Genomic DNA, 17,864 nt, shown 5'->3' on the forward strand with positions numbered 1-17,864 from the left:
GGCCATCCGCACCGTCCTCGCGGCAGGGCCCCCGGCGAACCCGGCCGGCAGGTGCCACCCGGGATCCTCACCACCGGTTCCCGGCACGCCGACGCATGACATCAGCAGAGGGGAAGAACACCATGGGACTCTTCGGACACCGCAAGAGCCGCGAAGAGCGGGCCCACGAGATCGCCGACAAGGTCGCGAGCGGCAAGGGCTTCTACGGCCGGGCCACGCGCGCGATCGTGGGCGGCGAGGACTTCGCCCGGCTCCAGGAGTCGGTCGGCGCCTACAACACCGGCCTCACCGCCCAGCAGCTGATCGCCATGGGGGTTCCCCCCGTGCCCGCCGTCGTCGTATCGATCACCGACACGGGCAAGCTGGTCAACTTCGACCCGGTCGTCGAACTCGTCGTCGATCTGGTCCCCCAGCCGTCCGGGGTGGCCGGCCGGATCGAGCTCCAGACCATCGTGTCGAAGCTGCGGATACCCCGCGCCGGCGAGCAGGTCCTGATGGTCGCCGACCCCGCGCAGCCGGGCGTCTACCTCTACGCCGGTGTTTCGTGAGGCCCGGGATTCCCGAGGCACCGCACACACGGCGCGGCCTGCCCCGCGGCTGAAGCGACCGGCCCTCTGCGCGAGCCGTGAGCGTCGCCCACGGCCGGACGGACCACCGGCCGCGCATGTCGCACGCGTCGCACGGCCACGTCACCGGCACCGTGCCATCACCTACCGGTTCACCGCTCCCCGTCGCGGCCGTTCCGGTCCGCTCCGGTCCGGTCCCGTTCCGTACCGTGGGGATCGGGCCGCCGACGGGAGCGGGAGCGGCCTGGCGGCCTGCCCGGCTCCGGACGGACGTGGGCAGTATGTCTGTTGGCATTCACCCCGGGCGGCGACGAGGCTGGGTGCATGACATGGGAAGCACCACTGATCGAGCGCACCGCACGGCTGGACGCCCTGGGCACCGTTCCCGAGCGTCAGATGCTGGAGGGCTGGCTGAACTGGCACCGGGAGACCCTGCTCACCAAGTGCGCGGGGCTCTCACCGGCCCAGTTGGCGGGTGCGACGGTCGAGCCGTCCGGCCTCACCCTTCTCGGGCTGGTGCGGCACATGGCGGAGGTGGAGCGATGGTGGTTCCGGCGGGGCTTCGCCGGTGAGGCGGTCGGTGCCGTTTTCACCGGCCCCGCGGACGGCGACGAGGGGCTCGTCGGAGTTCGCGCAGCCGACGCGGAGCGGGACTTCGGACGATTCCGGGACGAGATCGAGGCCTGCGACGCCGCGGCGGCCGGGCATGGCCTCGACGAGACCTTCCTGTCCTCCGGCGGCCGGCCGCTCAGCCTGCGCTGGGTCTACGTACTGCTGATCCAGGAGTACGCCCGCCACAACGGTCATGCCGACTTCCTGCGGGAACGGACGGACGGGGCCACGGGTGACGGCTGACGCTCACGACTCACGGCTGACGGCTCACGACTCACGACTCACGGCTGACGGCTGACGGCTGACGGCTGACGGCTGACGGCTGACCGAAAGGATCGTCGCCGTCCCGCACCACAGGTGCTGCGACCGCCGTGGCGGCAAAGCCTCTGCCGCGCCCCTCCCCTTCTCCCGTACGCACATCGCTCCGGGCCCCGTGCCGCGGGCGGCCATCCGATCGGCGTTGTCAGTGGTCGCAAGTATGTTCAGTCGTGTCCCGCCACCGCCGTGACGTGGACTTCCCTCTGGCGTACAGGAGATGGTGAGTTGTCCGACTGGGAGAGGTCGAGTACCGCACGGGTGATCCCACCCGCGCGGCCACGCAAACTCGCCAAGGTGCCGTTCGTCGAGCTGGCCGACGGACGCCTGCAGGGGGTGGTGTCCAGCGGTTCGGACATCGCGCGGGTCTATGTCTCGTCGGTCGCGGCCGGCACCTACGCGTTCACGTGCAGCACCAACAACAACCGGCCCTGCGGCGGCGCCCGGGGCTCGTTCTGCAATCACCTCCGGGCCCTGATCAGCGAGGCGGTGCTCCAGTACGGCGCCGAGCGCGTCGCCCGCTACCTCCGGGTCGAGGACGCGGACGGCGAGCCGAGCGCGCAGTCCATCACCTCCGGCATGACCGGCGCACGTCCCCCGCAGGGAGACGCCGGAGCCGCCGCACCCGTCTTCAGCCGCTTCCTGCGCCACCTCGCCTATCTGGAACTCGCCCCGGCCACCGTGCCGTTGCCGGAGATGCAGTGGTTCCCGCCCACCAGGGCGGCGGCCTGATGCGCGCCGACCTGCTCGCCGAGCCCATCGCCGGGCTGGACGAGGCACTGACCGCCGTCGACTCCTTCGACCGGGCCCTGGTCTCGGGCCTCCTCCGCCCCCGGCCGGCCGAGGCCGCGGGACTGGCGGACATCGCTCGGGCGGTCGCCGGGACACCGCTGGCCGCCAGGGTCACCGAAGCGGCGGAGAAGGCCGCGGCCGGAGCGGCGGGCGAGGACCACTTCGTCGCCCTCGCCGCCGCCCGCACCGCACTGCTCGGTTCCGTCCACGACGCGCTGATGGAACGCGTCGAGGAGGCCGCCGGCCGCTCACGCGGCGACGGAACGGTGCCGGCGCCCGGCGCGCGCCAGGAGTCGAACCTGCTCGCCGCGGCCCGGTCCTGGCTGTCCGATCTGGCGCGCGCCGGGTGGCGGGGCATCGACCACGACCTGGTGTCCGGGGCGGCGCCGGTCGTCTCCGCGATGCTTCCGGACCCGGCACTGCGCCGCCCGGCCGCGCTCCTCGACGGCTTCGCCGCCGAACTCGCCGCCTCCTGCCCCGGCGCGGCGCTGGACCGGATTCCGGCACGCCGCTGGGCGGACCTGTGGTCACGCGCGATGCTGCTGACCGTGCCGGGTGCCGGTGAGGTACCGGTGACCGGTCGGGCCACCGGCCGCCTGCTGCCCCTCGGGGTGGACGTGCACGAACACCCCACCGCCGTACAGGCCCAGGTGCACGCGGTGTTCGAGCCCGCGGACGGCACGGCACCCCGGCTGGTGCGTGCCTCCGTATCGGTGCCGAAGCCCGACACCGTCCTCGGAGCCGGGCTCTGGCAGTTGCTCCGCCCGCACATGTCGCTCCTGGCGGCCTTGGGCGATGGCCGCTCGATGGACCTGACCGGCATGCCGCTCACCGCCGAGGGAGACCTCCTGTGGAGCGACGCGCACGCGCGCCGGGGCGAGCCCGCCGACGCGCTGACCACGGCCCGGGTGGCGCTGTCCACCGCGACCGCTTCGCCGACCGCCCCTCTGGACCGGCACCCGGCACGCATCGCCGTGCCCGTCTTCCTGGAGGGGTACGAGGCGCGGACCGACGGGGAAGAGCTCACCTTCGCCGTCGCCGGCCACGGCCTGGCCGTCGACACCGACCGTGTGCCCGCGGCCGGACCGCTCACCCCCGAGGCCGTGGCGGCGTCGAAGGCGTGCGTCGGACTGCTGCGCTGGGACGACGGAACGTACAGCGTGCAGCCGCTCGCCGTCGAGACGCTCGTACGGAAGAAGGCTGTCGCGGTTCACGCCGGGGCCTGGGCCGGGGGCACGGCCGACAAGGCGGGAGTCAGGGCCGAGAAGGCCGCGACCGATGCCGCCGCGGTGCTGCGCGAGCGCGCCGGAAGGCTGTTGCGGAAATGACGGAACAGGATCCCGGGGTGAGTGCCCACGACAACCGGCGACAGGTTCTCTACTGGCGGCTCCTCGCCAGGCTCTTCGACCCCGAGGAGCAGGCGACGCTGGAGTCGTCGAGCCTCGCGGTCGTCGAGGACATGGGCCTGCCCTCCGCGCTGCTCGACCCGCAGGCGTCCGTGAGCGCGATCGTGCAGCGCCACCCCGAGCTGGCCGCCGAGTTCGACGGGCTGATGGTGCCCGCACCCGAGGGCGCTGCGGACGGCGGCCCGGGGGACGAGGGACGTGACCGTGCCGCCGAGGTACGGCGCGCGGCGCTGGTATCGAAGGTGCTGCTCAATGTCTTCGCCCCCGGCTCCGGCGCGGTCACCGCCGGGCAGTTGTCGCGCTGGCAGTCCGACGCGGGCTGGCTGGAGCGTGCGCTGGGCTGTGAGCCGGGCGGGCTGCGCGGCGGCCGGCCGGCGGGGGGCGCGGTGGGCCGCGGCGTCGGAGCGCACGGGTCCGGGAGCCGCGGTGCGGCACCCGATCTGAGCCGCTTGATTCCGGCCCTCGGCCCGGAGCTCGGTGCCATCGAGGCCGACCTCGTCAAGCGGATGCGCCTTCGTGAGGTGCTCGCCGATCCGCGGCTCGCCGCGCAGCTGACGCCGAGCATGTCGCTGATCGAGCAGTTGCTGCGCGACAAGGACAATCTGTCCGGCGTGGCCCTGGCCAACGCCAAGGCCCTGATCCGGCGTTTCGTCGATGAGGTCGCCGAGGTGCTGCGTACGCAGGTGGAGAAATCGACGGTCGGCGCGCTGGACCGTTCGGTGCCGCCCAAGCGGGTCTTCCGCAACCTGGACATCGACCGCACGATCTGGAAGAACCTCACCAATTGGAGCCCCGAGGAGGAGCGGCTGTACGTCGACCGCCTCCACTACCGCCACACCGCCCGCAGGACGACGCCCCAGCGGCTGATCGTCGTCGTCGACCAGTCGGGCTCCATGGTCGACTCGATGGTCAACTGCACGATCCTGGCCTCGATCTTCACCGGGCTGCCCAAGGTCGACGTCCACCTCATCGCGTACGACACCCAGGCGCTCGACCTCACACCGTGGGTGCACGACCCCTTCGAGACCCTGCTGCGCACCCAGCTCGGTGGAGGCAACGACGGCATGGTCGCCATGGCGCTCACCCAGCCCAAGATCGCCGAGCCCCGTAACACCGTCGTGGTGTGGATCTCGGACTTCTACGAAACACGCGTTGAGCAACTGTTCGAGAACATGGCCGCCATCCACCGCTCGGGGGCCAGGTTCATCCCCGTCGGATCGGTGAACAGCGCCGGCCGCGGCAGCGTCAACCCGTGGTTCCGGGAGCGCTTCAAGGATCTCGGCACGCCGGTGCTCTCCGGCCACATACGCAAGCTTGTTCATGAGCTCAAGACTTTCCTCGCTTAAGACTTAAGAAAGGCCCCGATATGTCCGACCTGTTGCGCGCCCCCGCCGAGATCAAGTACGCGGAGGAGCTGGACTGGCTGGAGTCGGTCGACGACGGCCCCAAGCCGTTCTCCTGGCGCCTCTCCCCGAAGATGGTCCGCCTGTTCATCCTGGGGTCGGAGCGCTCCGACGGCCTCGGCCGGGAGATCCCGCAGAAGTGGTTCGGCGACCGCAGTTTCGTCGAGCGCTCCATCGTCACTCTGGCGTCCGACCGCGGCCTGCTGCTGATCGGTGATCCGGGAACGGGCAAGAGCTGGCTGGCCGAGCTGCTGTCCGCCGCGATAAGCCGCAACTCCACCCTGGTGGTGCAGGGCACGGCCGGCACCACCGAGGATCACATCAAGTACTCCTGGAACGTGTCCATGGTGATCGCCAAGGGCCAGTCACGGGAGTCGATGATCCCCTCGCCGATCATGACCGCGATGGAGACCGGAGCGATCGGCCGCTTCGAGGAGCTCACCCGCTCCACGAGTGACGTCCAGGACGCGCTGATCTCGATCCTGTCGGAGAAGTACGTCTCCGTCCCGGAGCTGGACAGCGACAACATCGTCTTCGCCAAGCCCGGTTTCTCCGTGATCGCCACGGCCAACAGCCGCGACCGGGGCGTCAACGACCTGTCATCCGCGCTGAAACGCCGCTTCAACTTCGTCCGCATCCCGGTCGTGACGAACAGGAAGGCCGAGGCGGAGATCGTCCGTTTCCGCACCGAGGAGCTGCTGCGCCGCCACCGGATCGAGCTGGATGTGCCGCCGACGCTGCTGGATGTGCTGCTGCAGAGCTTCGCCGACCTGCGCGCCTCCGCCGCCGCGGCGGGCAGCGACGACGAGAAGCTGGAGTCCGCGCTGTCGAGCGCCGAGCAGATCGGTGTGCTGGAGGACGCGATCCTGCACAGCAACTTCTTCGGCGAGCACACGCTGACCGCCCGTGCCCTCGCCTCGTCACTCGTGGGCTCCCTGGCGCGGCGCGAGCCGGAGGACCTGGCGATCCTCAACAAGTATCTGCACGGCGTCGTCGAGCCGCGCAGCAAGGAGGAGGGCGGGTCCTGGCCGGAGTTCCTGGAGGGCGGCCGCGACGCGATCGCCACCCTGTCATGAGCGCCGCGCCCGAGGAGCCGGCCTTCCACGCGCTGCGTACGCAGTTGGAGGAAGCCGCCTCCGTCTTCGCCGACGGGCCCGACGCGCTGGAGGGCATCCTGCTCGGCATGGTCGACGACGTCGACCGCGCGGTGCGCGAACCGCTGGAGATCTTCCCCGTCTGCCATCACTCACCCGCCTCGGCGATCGCGATGGCGCGGCGGCTGCGGGAGAAGCAGCCGAAAGTCGTCTATCTGGAGCTGTGCGAGGACATGGCGCCGCTCCTGCCCGAGCTGCGCAACTGCCGGCTCCCGGTGGCGGTGCAGGCGTTCGCCAGCGAGGTCGCGGGCTTCCCGGCGGAATGGGCTCCATTGTCCGTCGTCGCTCCGATCACCGAGGCGTCGGCGGAGTACCAGGCGATCGCGTACGCGCTGGACACTCCGGGCGTCGAACTGGTCCTCGTCGACCGCTCCTCGGACCATGTGTTCCAGTGGCAGACGCACGGGACCGCTCCCGCCGGGCCGGCCGCCGGTCCCGACGCGCCGCCCGCCGAGGAGGAAGCCGCGCTGCACGGCGACGCGGTCGGTGTGGAGATCGGCGATCTGCGGCCGCGCTTCGCCGAACTGGAGGAACACCTGCTGCACCACGGGCGGGTGCGGCACTGGTCGGAGTGGTGGCACCAGTACGTCGAACTCCCCCTGGGCGACAGCGACCACGACACCTACCGGCAGGTCATGCTCCTGATCGGCAGCCTGTTCCGGCGGCTGGCGCCCGGTGATCCCGAACGGGTCGGCACGGACGAGGACCGTGAGCGATACATGTGGACCCGGATGCGCGAACACCTCGCCGCGTCCGGTGCCGACCCCGCCGACTGCCTCTACGTCTGCGGCGCCTTCCACGCGGCAAGCCGGGTCGCGGAGTTCGGCGTCCACGGCGCCGACACGTTCGAGATCAGCCCGCCCGGCGCGAGCACCTGGCAGCACGGCCTGATCCCCTCCAGCCACGCTGCCATCGAGGCGCAGTTCGGCCTCGCCTCAGGTTCGGTGTCCATCGCCGCGGCCCAGTGGGCGAAGAACGTCAAGCGCGCGAAGGTACGGCCGTTCCGGCTCGCGGGGCAGGCGGGTACGAAGAAGGCGTCGAAGCCGGACAGGCCCGCGGCGCCACCCGTCCCCCCGGCCGCGGAATCGCCCTCGGACAGGCTCACCGGCTTTCTGCGGCGTCCGCCCGTCCTGGACCACCTGGACGAGAGTGAACTCCTCGGCTGGTCGGTGGAGATCGTGCGCGCCGCGCGCCGCAACGGCTACCTCGCCTCCACCGCCGACGCCATCGCCGTGTTCGAGACATCGATCCTGCTGGCCGGGATGCGCGACCGGGCCAGGCCCACGCCGTACGACTTCCAGGACGCGGCGATCACCTGTATCGAGAAGGACGCCGTTCCGGGCCGGCGCGATGTGCGCCGGCTCGTGGAGATCATGATGGGCGGCGACCGCGTCGGCCAGGTCGGATACGACGCGCTGCCGCCCCTGGCCCGCGACGTCCACGACCGGCTCGCGCCGCTGGATCTGAAGCTCCAGCAGCGCGGTGTGAAGCGGGCGTTGCTCGACATGGCGTCCCGGCCCGAACTGGAGCGGTGCTCCGACGTTCTGTGGATGCTGCGCCGGCTGCTGCCGCAGAACGCCGCGCGGCCGATCATGGGTGAGCGCAAGCTCGGGGAGCGGCCGATCCAGGAGTCCTGGGACCTGGCGCTGGGCACCCATCAGCGGGCCCTCATCGAGCTCGGCTACGAGGGCGTCAGCATCGAGCAGGTCCTGGAGCAGCGTCTGCGGCGCACCGTGTACGGCCCGCACGCCACCGCAGCGACCGCCCTCCAGGCCGTCGAGGAGGCGACCCTGTATCTGCGCAGCCGTCGCCTGGCCGACGAGCTGGGCACGCGCGCCCTGGAGATCCTGACGACCGAGCGCGGCGTGGACGGCGCGCCGGAGGTGCTGCGCCGGATACGCCGGCTCCTGGCGTACTACCGGACCGCCGAACCGGTGCTGCCGCCGTGGGTCGAGTCCTTCGTCAAGGCCGGTTACGCGCACTACTGCACCCTGCTGCCGACGGCGTTCACCGACGAGGACGCGACCGTCCGTCAGGTCGCCGCGATGCTGGGCTTCCTGTTCAGCATGGAGAACCTGGCGCTGTCGCTCGGCTGCGACCGGACCCAGCTGGAGCTGGCGGTCGCACAGGCGCATCCGCAGGAGCCGTCCAAGGTGGCGCTGCTGTGGGCGGCTCAGACCCATCTGGGTCAGCTGTCCCGGGCGAGCCTTGGGACGCGCTGCGAGGACATGCTGGGCAATCCCCTGGTGGTGTCCGCCTATCCGCGCTATCTCAGCGGCTTCCTCCATGCGCTGGAACCGGTGCCGCAACTGTCCGACTTCGTCGTGGAGCGGGTGTCGAGCGCGTTCGCACGGCTGCCGGATCCGGTACTGCTGCCGTGGCTGCCGACCCTGATCAGTACCTTGCGCGCCGACGGCGCGGAGCTGGCCCCCCTGCTGATCCGCGAGGCGGGGCGCATCTTCCCGGGCCGGCTGTCGGCGCTGGACGAGTGGGTGCCGCCCTGGCTGGACCAGCCTGCCGACGAGGCTGTGCGCCCCGCGCCCAGCACCGGCACGGGCGTGCTGCTCGCCGCTCACCCGACGGCCTGCGACGCGGTGGCCGCCCTGCTGGGCTGCGACGGAGTGTGGGAGACATCCGGTTCCGCCGCGCCGGGCGCGGTGCTCACCGGGCGCCACCCCGCGACGGCGGAGGCTCTGGAGGCGCTGCTGACCGGCCGCTGACTCCGGTGGAGGCGGGCCCCTCGCGCGACGCGGGCGGGCGGACGCGGCGGGCGGTGGCTCCGGCCGTACGGGACTCGCCCGTACGGCCGGGGCGGGCCGCCCTGCGCCACGGGCGGAAAAGGTGGGGCACTGTCCGAGGGACCTTGCGAGGATGGCCTGCGTCCCGTGCCTGAAGCGAAAGGACGTGTACGACCATGGCTCGTGCCGTTACGTTGATCCGCTCCTCCACCCTGTCCGATGTCGCCGAGTACGCCTACGCCGCCACCGCGCCCGCGGAGTCCCGGCTGATCTTCCTCGCCGGGGCGTGCCCGCTCGACGAGGACGGCTCCACGGCGGCGGTCGGGGACTACGCGGGCCAGGCGGCGAAGGCCGTCGAGAACATGCGGGCCGCCCTCGCCGACGCCGACGCGTCTTTGCAGGACGTCATCAGCACAAGGGTCCTCGTCGCGTCCACCCGCCGGGATGACCTGGTGACCGCGTGGGAGGTGGTCCGGGACGCGTTCGGTGACCATGACGTTCCCAGCACCCTGATGGGTGTCACGGTGCTCGGGTACGACGATCAGCTCGTCGAGATCGAGGCTGTCGCCGCCGTGATGGACTCCTGATGTCCATGAGGACCTCTGCCTCCGAAGCCGGACACTCGCGGTTTCCCGCTGCCGCCGGCGGCAGCGGGCGTGGTTCGTGGGGATGGCCGACGTGACCGGTCCGTCGTTCGGAGAACTGCTGCGGGACGGCGGCTGGGAGCCCGTCGCGGCCGGTGAGTCGGACGCCGCTGTGTTTCGTTCGGCGGATGGTTCGCGGTTCGCCAAGTGTGTCCCGGCGGACCGTGCGACCCCGTTGGAGGAGGAACGGGACCGTGTCGCATGGCTGAGCCGACAGGGCGTTCCAGGTCCACGCGTGCTCGACTGGCGCGTCACCGCCGACGGGGCCCGCCTGGTCACCAGTGCCGTCGTGGGGGTGCCCGCCGATCGTGTCCCGGCTCCGGAACTCCGGGCGGCATGGGGTTCGATCGCTGATGCCGTGCGCCGTCTGCACGGGTTGCCCCTACGGCGGTGCCCGTTCACCCGTGATCTCGCGCGGATGATGGCGCAGGCCCGCGATGTCGTCGCGAGAGGTGCGGTCGATCCGGAGTTCCTGCCGGAGGACCAGCGGCGGACACCCCCTGGGGAACTGCTCGCGCGCCTCGTCCCCGAACTCGACCGGCGCCTGGCCCAGGAGGCCGCCGAGGCCGTCGTCTGTCACGGGGACCTGTGCCTGCCCAACATCATCCTCGATCCGGAGACCATGGAGGTGGCGGGCTTCATCGATCTCGGCCGCCTGGGAGCGGCCGACCCGTACGCCGACATCGCGCTGCTCCTCGCCAACTCCCGGGAGACATGGACCGACGCCCGGCAGGCACGGATTGCGGACGAGGCGTTCGCCGACCGGTACGGCATCGTGCTCGACCGGGACCGTGAACGGTTCTATCTCCATCTCGACCCGCTCACCTGGGGGTAGGAGCGATGCCCCACACATGATGAGCCCCCGGGCGCCGGTCCCCTGCTGACCGGCGCCCGTCACGGGATCGGCGCACTCAGCCGGAACGGGTGGAGGCGGTGCGGCGGGGACGGCGGGCAGCCGATGAGGTGACGCCCGGTCCGTCCGCCCGCGCGTCACCGCGCGGGTTCCGTCCGGCGCGAGAAGGTGGACGGGCTGCGCCCAGGTCCGAGTCCCCTGTTTGGCGCCAGCCCCCCGAGGTTCCCGGGCCGACGCCGTCACGCCGCCCGCCCGGGAACCCCGGCACCCCACGGCAGGCGGATCCAGGTCGCGGGGGAAGCCTCACCGAACCGGCGGGTCAGCCGGTGGACACCGCCCGCAGAAGCCGGAGTTGGCCGATCTCGGCCACGTTCTTCATCAACTCGGCGTTCACCCAGGCCACCGTGTGCGCGACGGTGTGGGCGGGGTCGTCGTGCCAGGCGAACGGGGCGGCGGCATCCAGTTCGGCGTCCGTGAGCCGTTCCAGCACCGACAGCCAGTCCTCACGCAGCTCACGCAGCCACGCGACGGCGGCTTCTCCGTCACCGGGCCAGGTGATCTCTTCCCGCTCCCTCGGCGCCCGCCCCTGAAGGTGGTCGATGGTCACGCTCCACCACCACCCGATGTGCCAGCTGACCCAGCCCGACGTCGGGACCGGAACGGGCGTGGGCTCGCTCTCGGCCCAGTCGGGCACCCATGTTCCGTCGCTGCCGCGGCGTACCGTCCAGCAGAGCTCGGCAGGCTCCCACAGAAAGTCCTCGGGCTCCAGCCGCTCCAGGTGATAGTCGAACAACGACCAGGTCAAGTCGAATTGCCAGCGCAGCAGTTCACATCGAGAAGCGTTCACCCGCCAACCCTGACACAGCGCACCGCGCTGCTCGCCGTCGCCGCAGGGACGACATTCAGGTGATATCCCGCCGCCATCGTGGAGCGGGAGGACAAACCGGCCGATCACTCCACAAGGAACCATCCTGGCGGTGCGCTCGGATGCCTTCAGATCCCCCGAAGGAGAAGTCCGGACATGACATGGAAGCGCGGTGCCGTGGCAGCCGCACTCACGGGAGTGACCGTGCTGATGGCAGCGGCGGCGGCTCCCGGAGACGCACCGGCCGCGGCGGCCCGGGACGACACCACCGTGGTCCGTACCGAGGACGGCCGGGTACGCGGCATCCGGACCGCCGGCCACCGCGTCTTCCTCGGTATCCCGTACGCCGGGGCACCGAAGGGCGCGCACAGATGGGCACCACCTCGCCCGGTGCGCCCCTGGAAGGGAGTCAGGGACGCCACCGAACCCGGCCCGCTGTGCCCGCAGGTCCCGTCCCAGTACGCCGATGTCTCAAGCCTGGAGGAGGACTGCCTGGTCCTGAATGTCACGGCTCCCGCACCGTCCGCCTCCCGCCGCCGTGCACCGGTGATGGTCTGGATCCACGGGGACGGCACGGTGGGAGGGGGCAGCCTCTTCGACGCCCGGCGGCTGGCGGCCCGAGGCGTGGTCGTCGTCACGGTCAACTACCGGCTCGGCGTCTTCGGCGGTTTCGCCCACCCCGGTCTGGAGGGATCGGGGACGTTCGCGCTCCAGGACCAGCAGGCCGCGCTCCGCTGGGTACGGCGGAATGCGGCCGTGTTCGGGGGCGACCCCCACAGGGTGACGGTGGCGGGCTCGTCCTTCGGCGCGGCCGCGATCACCGCACATCTTGTCTCGCCCGGCGCCCGCGGGCTGTTCCACCGGGCGATCCTCTCCAGCGGTGAGGGAATGATGGACATGCCCGCCGGGGTGATGGGGCCGGACATTCCCGCCTACCCCTGGTACACCTGGCGGACCGGCCGGGAGATGGCGGACACCGGAGTCATGACAGCTCGGGCACTGGGCTGTTCCGACCCGGTCCCGCAGCGGGCGCTGCGATGTCTGCGCGCGCTGCCGGTGAAGAAGGTGCTGGAGATGCCGCACGTCATGAACCTCTTCCAAGCCTTCGCGTTCGGCAACCGCGTGCTGCCGGAGCTTCCCGAAGAACCACTGCGCGAGGGCCGCTTCCCTCGGATTCCCGTGCTGTCCGGGGCAACCCTGGACGAGCACCGGCTGTTCGTCGGCATGCTGTACGACGCCGTGGGACGTGTCTTCACCGAGGACGACTACGACCGGGCGCTCCACACGGCCTTCGGGGAGCGGGCGGGCACCGTGCGCGACCGGTATCCGGCCGACGGCTTCCCCTCGCCCGCGCTGGCCTGGGCGACGGTGGTCACCGACCGCATGTGGGCCCGCGGCACCTGGGCCCAGAACTCCGCGTTCGGCAGGTACACACCCACCTACGCCTACGAGTTCGCCGACCGCGACGCCCCGATGTACCTCCCGCTGCCGGGCGGATTCCCGTTCGGCGCCTACCACGCCGGGGACACTCCGTACCTCTTCGAGGACGAGGAGGCCACGTCCCGCTTCACCCCTGCCCAGGTCCGGCTCTCGGACACGATGACGGACTACTGGGCACGCTTCGCCCACACCGGTACGCCGAACGGCCCCGGGCTGCCGAAGTGGCCCCGGTTCATGCCGGAGGCCGGCATTCCGTACACCCAGTCACTGGCCCCGGACGACATCGGGCCCGTCGACTACGCCGCCGGGCACCGGCTCGCCTTCTGGCACCGCCGGCCCTGACGGACGGGCCCGCCCGTCCGCCGCGGCTGTCCGGCACAACCGCGGGTTCCGCGGGTTCCGCAGGTTCCGCAAGCCATCGCCGCCGTACGTCCCGCGTACGCACAGGAAAGGAGAGGGACTCATGACCGTGTCCGAACGGATCAACGTCACCCACGACTGGGGCGTCCTCAGAGAGACGGTCGTCGGACGTGTCATCGACTTCACGTTCCCTGCCGCGCTCGCCTCGGGGGTGCCCGCGTCCCTGGGGTTCCTGCCCGAACGGACCAGGGCGGACATGCCCCGGTGGGCCGGTCTGCCGTGGTCGGTGGCGGATCCCGACGGCTACGGCCGGTGTGTCGAACAGGTCGAGGGGCTCGCCCGTTTCCTCACCGGCCGAGGGGTGAAGGTCCATCGTCCGCGCGAGCTGACGGAGAGCGAACTCGCGCCGTACGGCGACAGCGGCACGTTCCACATGCAGACCTTCGTGCGTGACCCGATGATCGTGGTCGGCGATCTGGTCGTCGAATCGGCGCTCCGGCTGCCGGTTCGCTACAAGGAACGCTTCGGCCTGCGACCGGTGTTCGAGGAGGCCGTGACGAGGGGAGCGAGGTGGGCCGTCATGCCGCCACCGGCACCCGTACCGGTCCCGGACGTCGCGGCGGCCACCGGTCCCTTCCTGGAGGGCGGCGACGTCCTGCTCATGGGCCGCGACATCCTCGTGGGGCTGGGGCGGGGCGGCACGGCGTCCGACGCGGCCGGCGCCCGTTGGCTGGCAGAGCTGCTCGGCGACGGCTACCGCGTCCATGAGGTGCCTCTCACCGCGGACGTCATCCATCTCGACGACGGCCTCACCACCGTCCGGGAGGGCCTGGCGGTCATCTGCCGCGAACAGTTCACCGACGGTGTCCCGGCACCGGTCGCGGACTGGGAGCTGATCGACATCGGTCTCCGGGAAGCCGTCAACCTGCTGGCGGGCAACAGCCTGGTGCTGGCACCGGGCGAAGTCGTCGTCGACGAACGGCTCTCCCACCTGGCGGAAGCGCTCACCGCGCATGACGTCACGGTGCACACGCTGCCCTACGACGCGGTCACCCCGTTCGCCGGCGGCTTCCGCTGCTCGCACCACCCGCTCGTCAGGGACCTGTGATCGGTCCGGCCGCCGGGGAGCGGCCTCGCCGCTTCCTCCGGCAAGGGACTCGACGGGGCGGCAGGCGCCTGTCCGCTCACCGGCGCAGGGCTGACATCAGCACCGGCAGCGCATGGCGCAGCTCGCGGTACCCGTAGGTCCCGCTGTGGGTGCCGGGGTAGATGTGCGTGGTCACGGGGGCGCCCAGGGATGTGAGCCGGCCGCTGAGCATCCGCGTCTCCTCGCAGCAGACGGCTTCGGTGAGGGAGACGACGTCGTCATCGGCGAGCGCGCCCCATTTCTCCGTGCCCGGAATATGCGGATCGGGCTCCTCCCCGTCGAGGGGGCCGGGGGTTCCGTCGCCGGAGGCCAGATAGACGGCCGTACGGCGCAGTCCCTCGGCGCGGTGGTAGGGATCCCAGTCGAGCCAGACCTCCCAGTCCTTCCACGGGTCGCCGAAGATCGCGTAGCCGTCCACCCCCAGGAACCTGGCTCCGGAGAGCCACATCTCCGGGTGCCGGACCGGGTGGACGGGGGCCCCGAAGGCGGCGACCGCGCCGAACAGCCCGGGAGTCCTGGCCGCGAAGCCCAGTGCGCCGAAGCCTCCCTGGGACTCCCCCGCCGCCGCCCTGATGGGCCCGGCCCCGTAGCTCACCTCCATCAGGGGCATGACTTCGCGCAGGAAGTACGTACGCACCCGGGGCACGCCCTTCTTCCCCCGGTTCCACCAGTCGGTCCAGAACCCGAACAACGGCATGCCCGGCATGACGACCAGGACATCGCGCAGTTCGGCCAGCTCCTGCACCCGGAACAGGTTCGTCCAGGTCGTGTGGTCGCCGTCCCCGCCGGCGAGCAGATAGAGGGTGGGCCAGCGGTCACCGGGGCGGCGCCGGTCCCAGCCGCGCGGGGTCAGCAGCGCCACGGTGGCGGGGCCGCCCAGAGCCGGGGAGTCGAGGGTCAGCTCGACCAGCCGTTCGTCCTGCCTCCGCTCCGCGACGACCCGGCCCGTGGCGCCGGGTACGGGGGCGGCACCGAGCAGTCCGCCGGCCCCGAGGAAGGCCGCGCCCGTGAGGACGGCGCGACGTGTGCGTGAGTTCGTCATGCCTGAGTCTTCGACCGGTATTCGCCACATCATGAGGGCGGCACCCGGTGGGGGGATCACGGCATGCGGGAGCGACCGCCTCGGGCCTCCTCCCTCATCTCACCCGTGTACGGGCAGGAGGTCCGGGCGCTTGGCCGTGCGGCCGTCGCCGGAGGAGCGGCCCTGGAGGCGGCGGACGAGCCAGGGGCCGAGGAAGGAGGCGGCCCATCGCACGTCGCCCGCCACGGTGCGCCATCCGGCGGGGGTGGCCCGCGGCGGGCCGGGCAGGGGGTGGGTCCAGGAGTCGTCCGCGCCGGGCACGCCCAGGGCCTCGGCGACCGCGGCGGCGATCCGGTCATGTCCGAGCGGTCCGGCGTGGAGCCGGTCGGGGCTCCACAGACGGGGGTCGGTGACCACGGGGTGGTGCGCGGTCTCGGCCACCACGACCCCGTGCCGGTGCGCCGCCCGCCGGATGCGGTGGTTCAGGGCGGCGACACGGGGGGCGACCGGGCGGGCGAGCGGGGTGATCCGCGCCATGTCGGGGAAGGTGAGGGTCGCGACACGGGCTCCCCCGCCGGTGAGCGCCGCGAACATCGCCTCCAGATGACCGGCGACCTCGTCGGCGTCGAAGCGGGGCCGCAGCAGGTCGTTGACGCCCGCGACGACGGTGGCGAGGTCCGGCCGCAGGGCCAGGGCGGGGGCGAGCTGTTCCTCGCGGACCTGCCCGGCGAGCCGGCCGCGTACGGCCAGATTGGCGTACTGGACACCGGGGTTGTGCGGCGCGAGCCGCTCGGCGAACCGGTCGGCCCAGCCCCGCGGCCCCGTGGTGTCGTCGCCGTCGCCCAGCCCCTCCGTCTGGCTGTCCCCGAGGGCGACGAAGCGCCGCACCCGGTCATCGCCCGGCACGGGCCGCCTCCCTCTCCCGCAGGATCGCCGCGGTGCGTGTGCACCAGTCCCGGTTGCCCAGCTCGAAGTCCAGGCCGCGCCGACAGGTCAGATAGGGCCCGATCCGCTCGCCGTGGCGCAGGAACTCCTCCTCGCTGCGCTCACCGCGCATGTTCCGCAGCAGCTCGCCGAACCGTCCGATCTTGGCCTCGGCGAAGGTGGCCCGTTCGGTGAGCTGCTCGATCAGGGTCCCGGTGTCCAGATGGTCGGCGGCCTGGACCTTGACGAGCAGGTCGTCACGGATGAAGGAGGGTTTGGTGGCCGATTCCGCGAACTGTTCCAGTTCGGCCAGTCCGGTGTCGGTGACACGGAACAGGCGCTTGTTGGGCCGGGCCTCCTGGACCACCTCACGGCCCGTGATCAGCCCTTCCTTCTCCAGTTTCGTCAGCTCGGCGTACAGCTGCTGCGGCAGCGCGTGCCAGAAGTTCGCCACTCCCGTGTCGAACGCCTTGGCCAGCTGGTACCCGCTGAGCTCCGCGTCGAGCAGCGCCGCCAGCACGGCGTGACGCAAGGCCAATCGGACCGCCTCCTTCTCACCTCTGTCCACGAACACCACCTCCATGATAGTCAAGAAAATGACTAATCACGTTCATGAGTATCCAGGAGGAGTCATGACCACCGCCGACCGCTTCCGTGCCGCCGTCGACAGCCGCGATCTCACCGCCCTGGAAGACCTGTTCACCGAGGACGTCCGCTTCTACAGCCCGGTGAAGTTCACACCGTTCGAAGGCAGGCCGATGGTGCTGGGGCTCCTCGGAGTGCTCCTGCGCACCTTCGTCGACTTCCGTTACGTCGGACGCTTCGACGGTGCCGCGCGCACGGGCACCGATGACACCGAGTCCCCTTCGGCGATCCTGCTCTTCCGCGCCACCGTGAACGGCAAGGAGATCCACGGCATCGACCTGCTCCACTTCGACGACGACGGGCGGATCAAGGAGTTCACCGTGATGGTCCGTCCGCAGTCCGCGGTGCATGTGCTGAGCGAGGCGGTCCTCGCCGGCCTGGTCGCCGACGGCCTCGTCCCGGCCCCGTCGGATCACTGAGGCCCCGCCCCGGGCGTACGCCCGCACCGGCCCCGAAACCTCGTCGCGGCGGCCGAGGGGCGATACCTAAGCTGTCCGCATGACCCATACGAAGACCTCGTACGTCTGCCTGCCCTGCCGGGCCTCGTACAAGCAGCCCTACGACAGCGAGAGGCAGCGGATCTGCCCGCGCTGCGCACGCTCGCTGATCCATGTGGGATCGGCCTTCGCCGTGCCCCGGCGCCGGGACACTGCGGCCTGGCGCACACTCTCCGTCCTGCTCGGCGCGGGCATCCGCTTCCACAAGAGCTGCTGCGGCGGACCGGGTTACCGGCCGCGCACCCTGCACGAGGTACGTGAGCGGATGGCGTTCGCGGAGCGGACCGGTGAGCCCATCGCCAGGTCGCTCGTACGGCGCGACCTGCCGTGACCCGTCCCCCGGCACCCCGGCGCCCCGGTGCGCCGCGGCGACCGCGGTCCGGGTGACGGCGGGCCTCCGCCCTGGAGGCAGGTCCGATTGCCGGGTGCGCGCATGACCGTGCCATCCCTGGGAGCCACAATGCCCGATACTGAACGACGAA

The 17,864-nt window shown here is 71.5% G+C and carries 17 protein-coding genes; 13 read left to right on the forward strand and 4 right to left on the reverse strand.

What is annotated here, in order from left to right:
• The first annotated feature begins 122 nt into the window (after positions 1-122).
• The 9 genes from ABT170_RS38960 to ABT170_RS39000 all read left to right on the forward strand — a co-directional run bounded on the left by ABT170_RS38960 (position 123) and on the right by ABT170_RS39000 (position 10,465).
• Positions 123-548, forward strand: coding sequence for a hypothetical protein (locus tag ABT170_RS38960; RefSeq protein WP_329944999.1), 426 nt, complete (start codon positions 123-125; stop codon positions 546-548).
• A gap of 342 nt (positions 549-890) precedes the next feature.
• Positions 891-1,421, forward strand: coding sequence for a DinB family protein (locus ABT170_RS38965; RefSeq protein ID WP_351875717.1), 531 nt, complete (start codon positions 891-893; stop codon positions 1,419-1,421).
• A 300-nt stretch (positions 1,422-1,721) separates the two neighbouring features.
• On the forward strand, positions 1,722-2,225 hold the full coding sequence (locus ABT170_RS38970) for a hypothetical protein (RefSeq protein ID WP_329945001.1): 504 nt from the start codon (positions 1,722-1,724) through the stop codon (positions 2,223-2,225).
• Positions 2,195-3,613, forward strand: coding sequence for a hypothetical protein (locus ABT170_RS38975; protein WP_351875721.1), 1,419 nt, complete (start codon positions 2,195-2,197; stop codon positions 3,611-3,613). The genes ABT170_RS38970 and ABT170_RS38975 overlap by 31 nt, the downstream gene beginning before the upstream one ends.
• A 17-nt stretch (positions 3,614-3,630) precedes the next feature.
• Positions 3,631-5,037, forward strand: a complete 1,407-nt coding sequence (locus ABT170_RS38980; protein ID WP_502970635.1) for a vWA domain-containing protein — start codon at positions 3,631-3,633, stop codon at positions 5,035-5,037.
• A gap of 20 nt (positions 5,038-5,057) precedes the next feature.
• Entirely contained in the window at positions 5,058-6,170 is a 1,113-nt protein-coding gene (locus ABT170_RS38985; RefSeq protein ID WP_329945004.1) for an ATP-binding protein, read from the forward strand.
• Complete coding sequence (locus tag ABT170_RS38990; RefSeq protein WP_351875728.1) at positions 6,167-8,968, forward strand: DUF5682 family protein; 2,802 nt, start codon at positions 6,167-6,169, stop codon at positions 8,966-8,968. The genes ABT170_RS38985 and ABT170_RS38990 overlap by 4 nt, the downstream gene beginning before the upstream one ends.
• 194 nt (positions 8,969-9,162) lie before the next feature.
• Positions 9,163-9,573 (forward strand): RidA family protein, encoded by a 411-nt coding sequence (locus ABT170_RS38995; RefSeq protein ID WP_351875731.1) that lies wholly within the window; start codon positions 9,163-9,165, stop codon positions 9,571-9,573.
• An 82-nt stretch (positions 9,574-9,655) separates the two neighbouring features.
• Complete coding sequence (locus ABT170_RS39000) at positions 9,656-10,465, forward strand: APH(3'') family aminoglycoside O-phosphotransferase (RefSeq protein WP_351875734.1); 810 nt, start codon at positions 9,656-9,658, stop codon at positions 10,463-10,465.
• Positions 10,466-10,802: 337 nt separating this feature from the next.
• Here ABT170_RS39000 and ABT170_RS39005 read toward each other — a convergent pair whose 3' ends face one another.
• Complete coding sequence (locus ABT170_RS39005; RefSeq protein ID WP_329945008.1) at positions 10,803-11,330, reverse strand: DinB family protein; 528 nt, start codon at positions 11,328-11,330, stop codon at positions 10,803-10,805.
• Positions 11,331-11,504: 174 nt separating this feature from the next.
• On the opposite strand from ABT170_RS39005, the gene ABT170_RS39010 reads away from it, so the two are divergent.
• Entirely contained in the window at positions 11,505-13,130 is a 1,626-nt protein-coding gene (locus tag ABT170_RS39010) for a carboxylesterase/lipase family protein (RefSeq protein ID WP_329945009.1), read from the forward strand.
• 121 nt (positions 13,131-13,251) lie between these two features.
• Complete coding sequence (locus tag ABT170_RS39015; protein WP_329945010.1) at positions 13,252-14,256, forward strand: amidinotransferase; 1,005 nt, start codon at positions 13,252-13,254, stop codon at positions 14,254-14,256.
• A 76-nt stretch (positions 14,257-14,332) separates the two neighbouring features.
• On the opposite strand, the gene ABT170_RS39020 is transcribed toward ABT170_RS39015, so the two are convergent.
• The 3 genes from ABT170_RS39020 to ABT170_RS39030 form a co-directional block, all read right to left on the reverse strand.
• Positions 14,333-15,337, reverse strand: coding sequence for an alpha/beta hydrolase (locus tag ABT170_RS39020; RefSeq protein WP_351875739.1), 1,005 nt, complete (start codon positions 15,335-15,337; stop codon positions 14,333-14,335).
• Positions 15,338-15,436: 99 nt separating this feature from the next.
• Complete coding sequence (locus tag ABT170_RS39025; protein ID WP_351875742.1) at positions 15,437-16,222, reverse strand: SGNH/GDSL hydrolase family protein; 786 nt, start codon at positions 16,220-16,222, stop codon at positions 15,437-15,439.
• A complete protein-coding gene (locus tag ABT170_RS39030; protein ID WP_351875744.1) occupies positions 16,209-16,778 on the reverse strand; it encodes a PadR family transcriptional regulator in 570 nt (189 codons plus the stop codon). The genes ABT170_RS39025 and ABT170_RS39030 overlap by 14 nt, the downstream gene beginning before the upstream one ends.
• 94 nt (positions 16,779-16,872) lie before the next feature.
• Between ABT170_RS39030 and ABT170_RS39035 the strand changes: the two genes are divergently transcribed.
• Both ABT170_RS39035 and ABT170_RS39040 read left to right on the forward strand, forming a co-directional pair.
• Positions 16,873-17,304 (forward strand): nuclear transport factor 2 family protein, encoded by a 432-nt coding sequence (locus tag ABT170_RS39035; protein WP_351875747.1) that lies wholly within the window; start codon positions 16,873-16,875, stop codon positions 17,302-17,304.
• A gap of 79 nt (positions 17,305-17,383) precedes the next feature.
• The gene (locus ABT170_RS39040) at positions 17,384-17,713 is read left to right on the forward strand and encodes a deoxyxylulose-5-phosphate synthase (protein ID WP_329945015.1); all 330 of its coding nucleotides are present in this window, start codon (positions 17,384-17,386) and stop codon (positions 17,711-17,713) included.
• The last annotated feature ends 151 nt before the right edge of the window (positions 17,714-17,864 follow it).

The sequence above is a fragment of the Streptomyces sp. NPDC001787 genome (genome assembly GCF_040297465.1).
Taxonomy (GTDB): Bacteria; Actinomycetota; Actinomycetes; order Streptomycetales; family Streptomycetaceae; genus Streptomyces.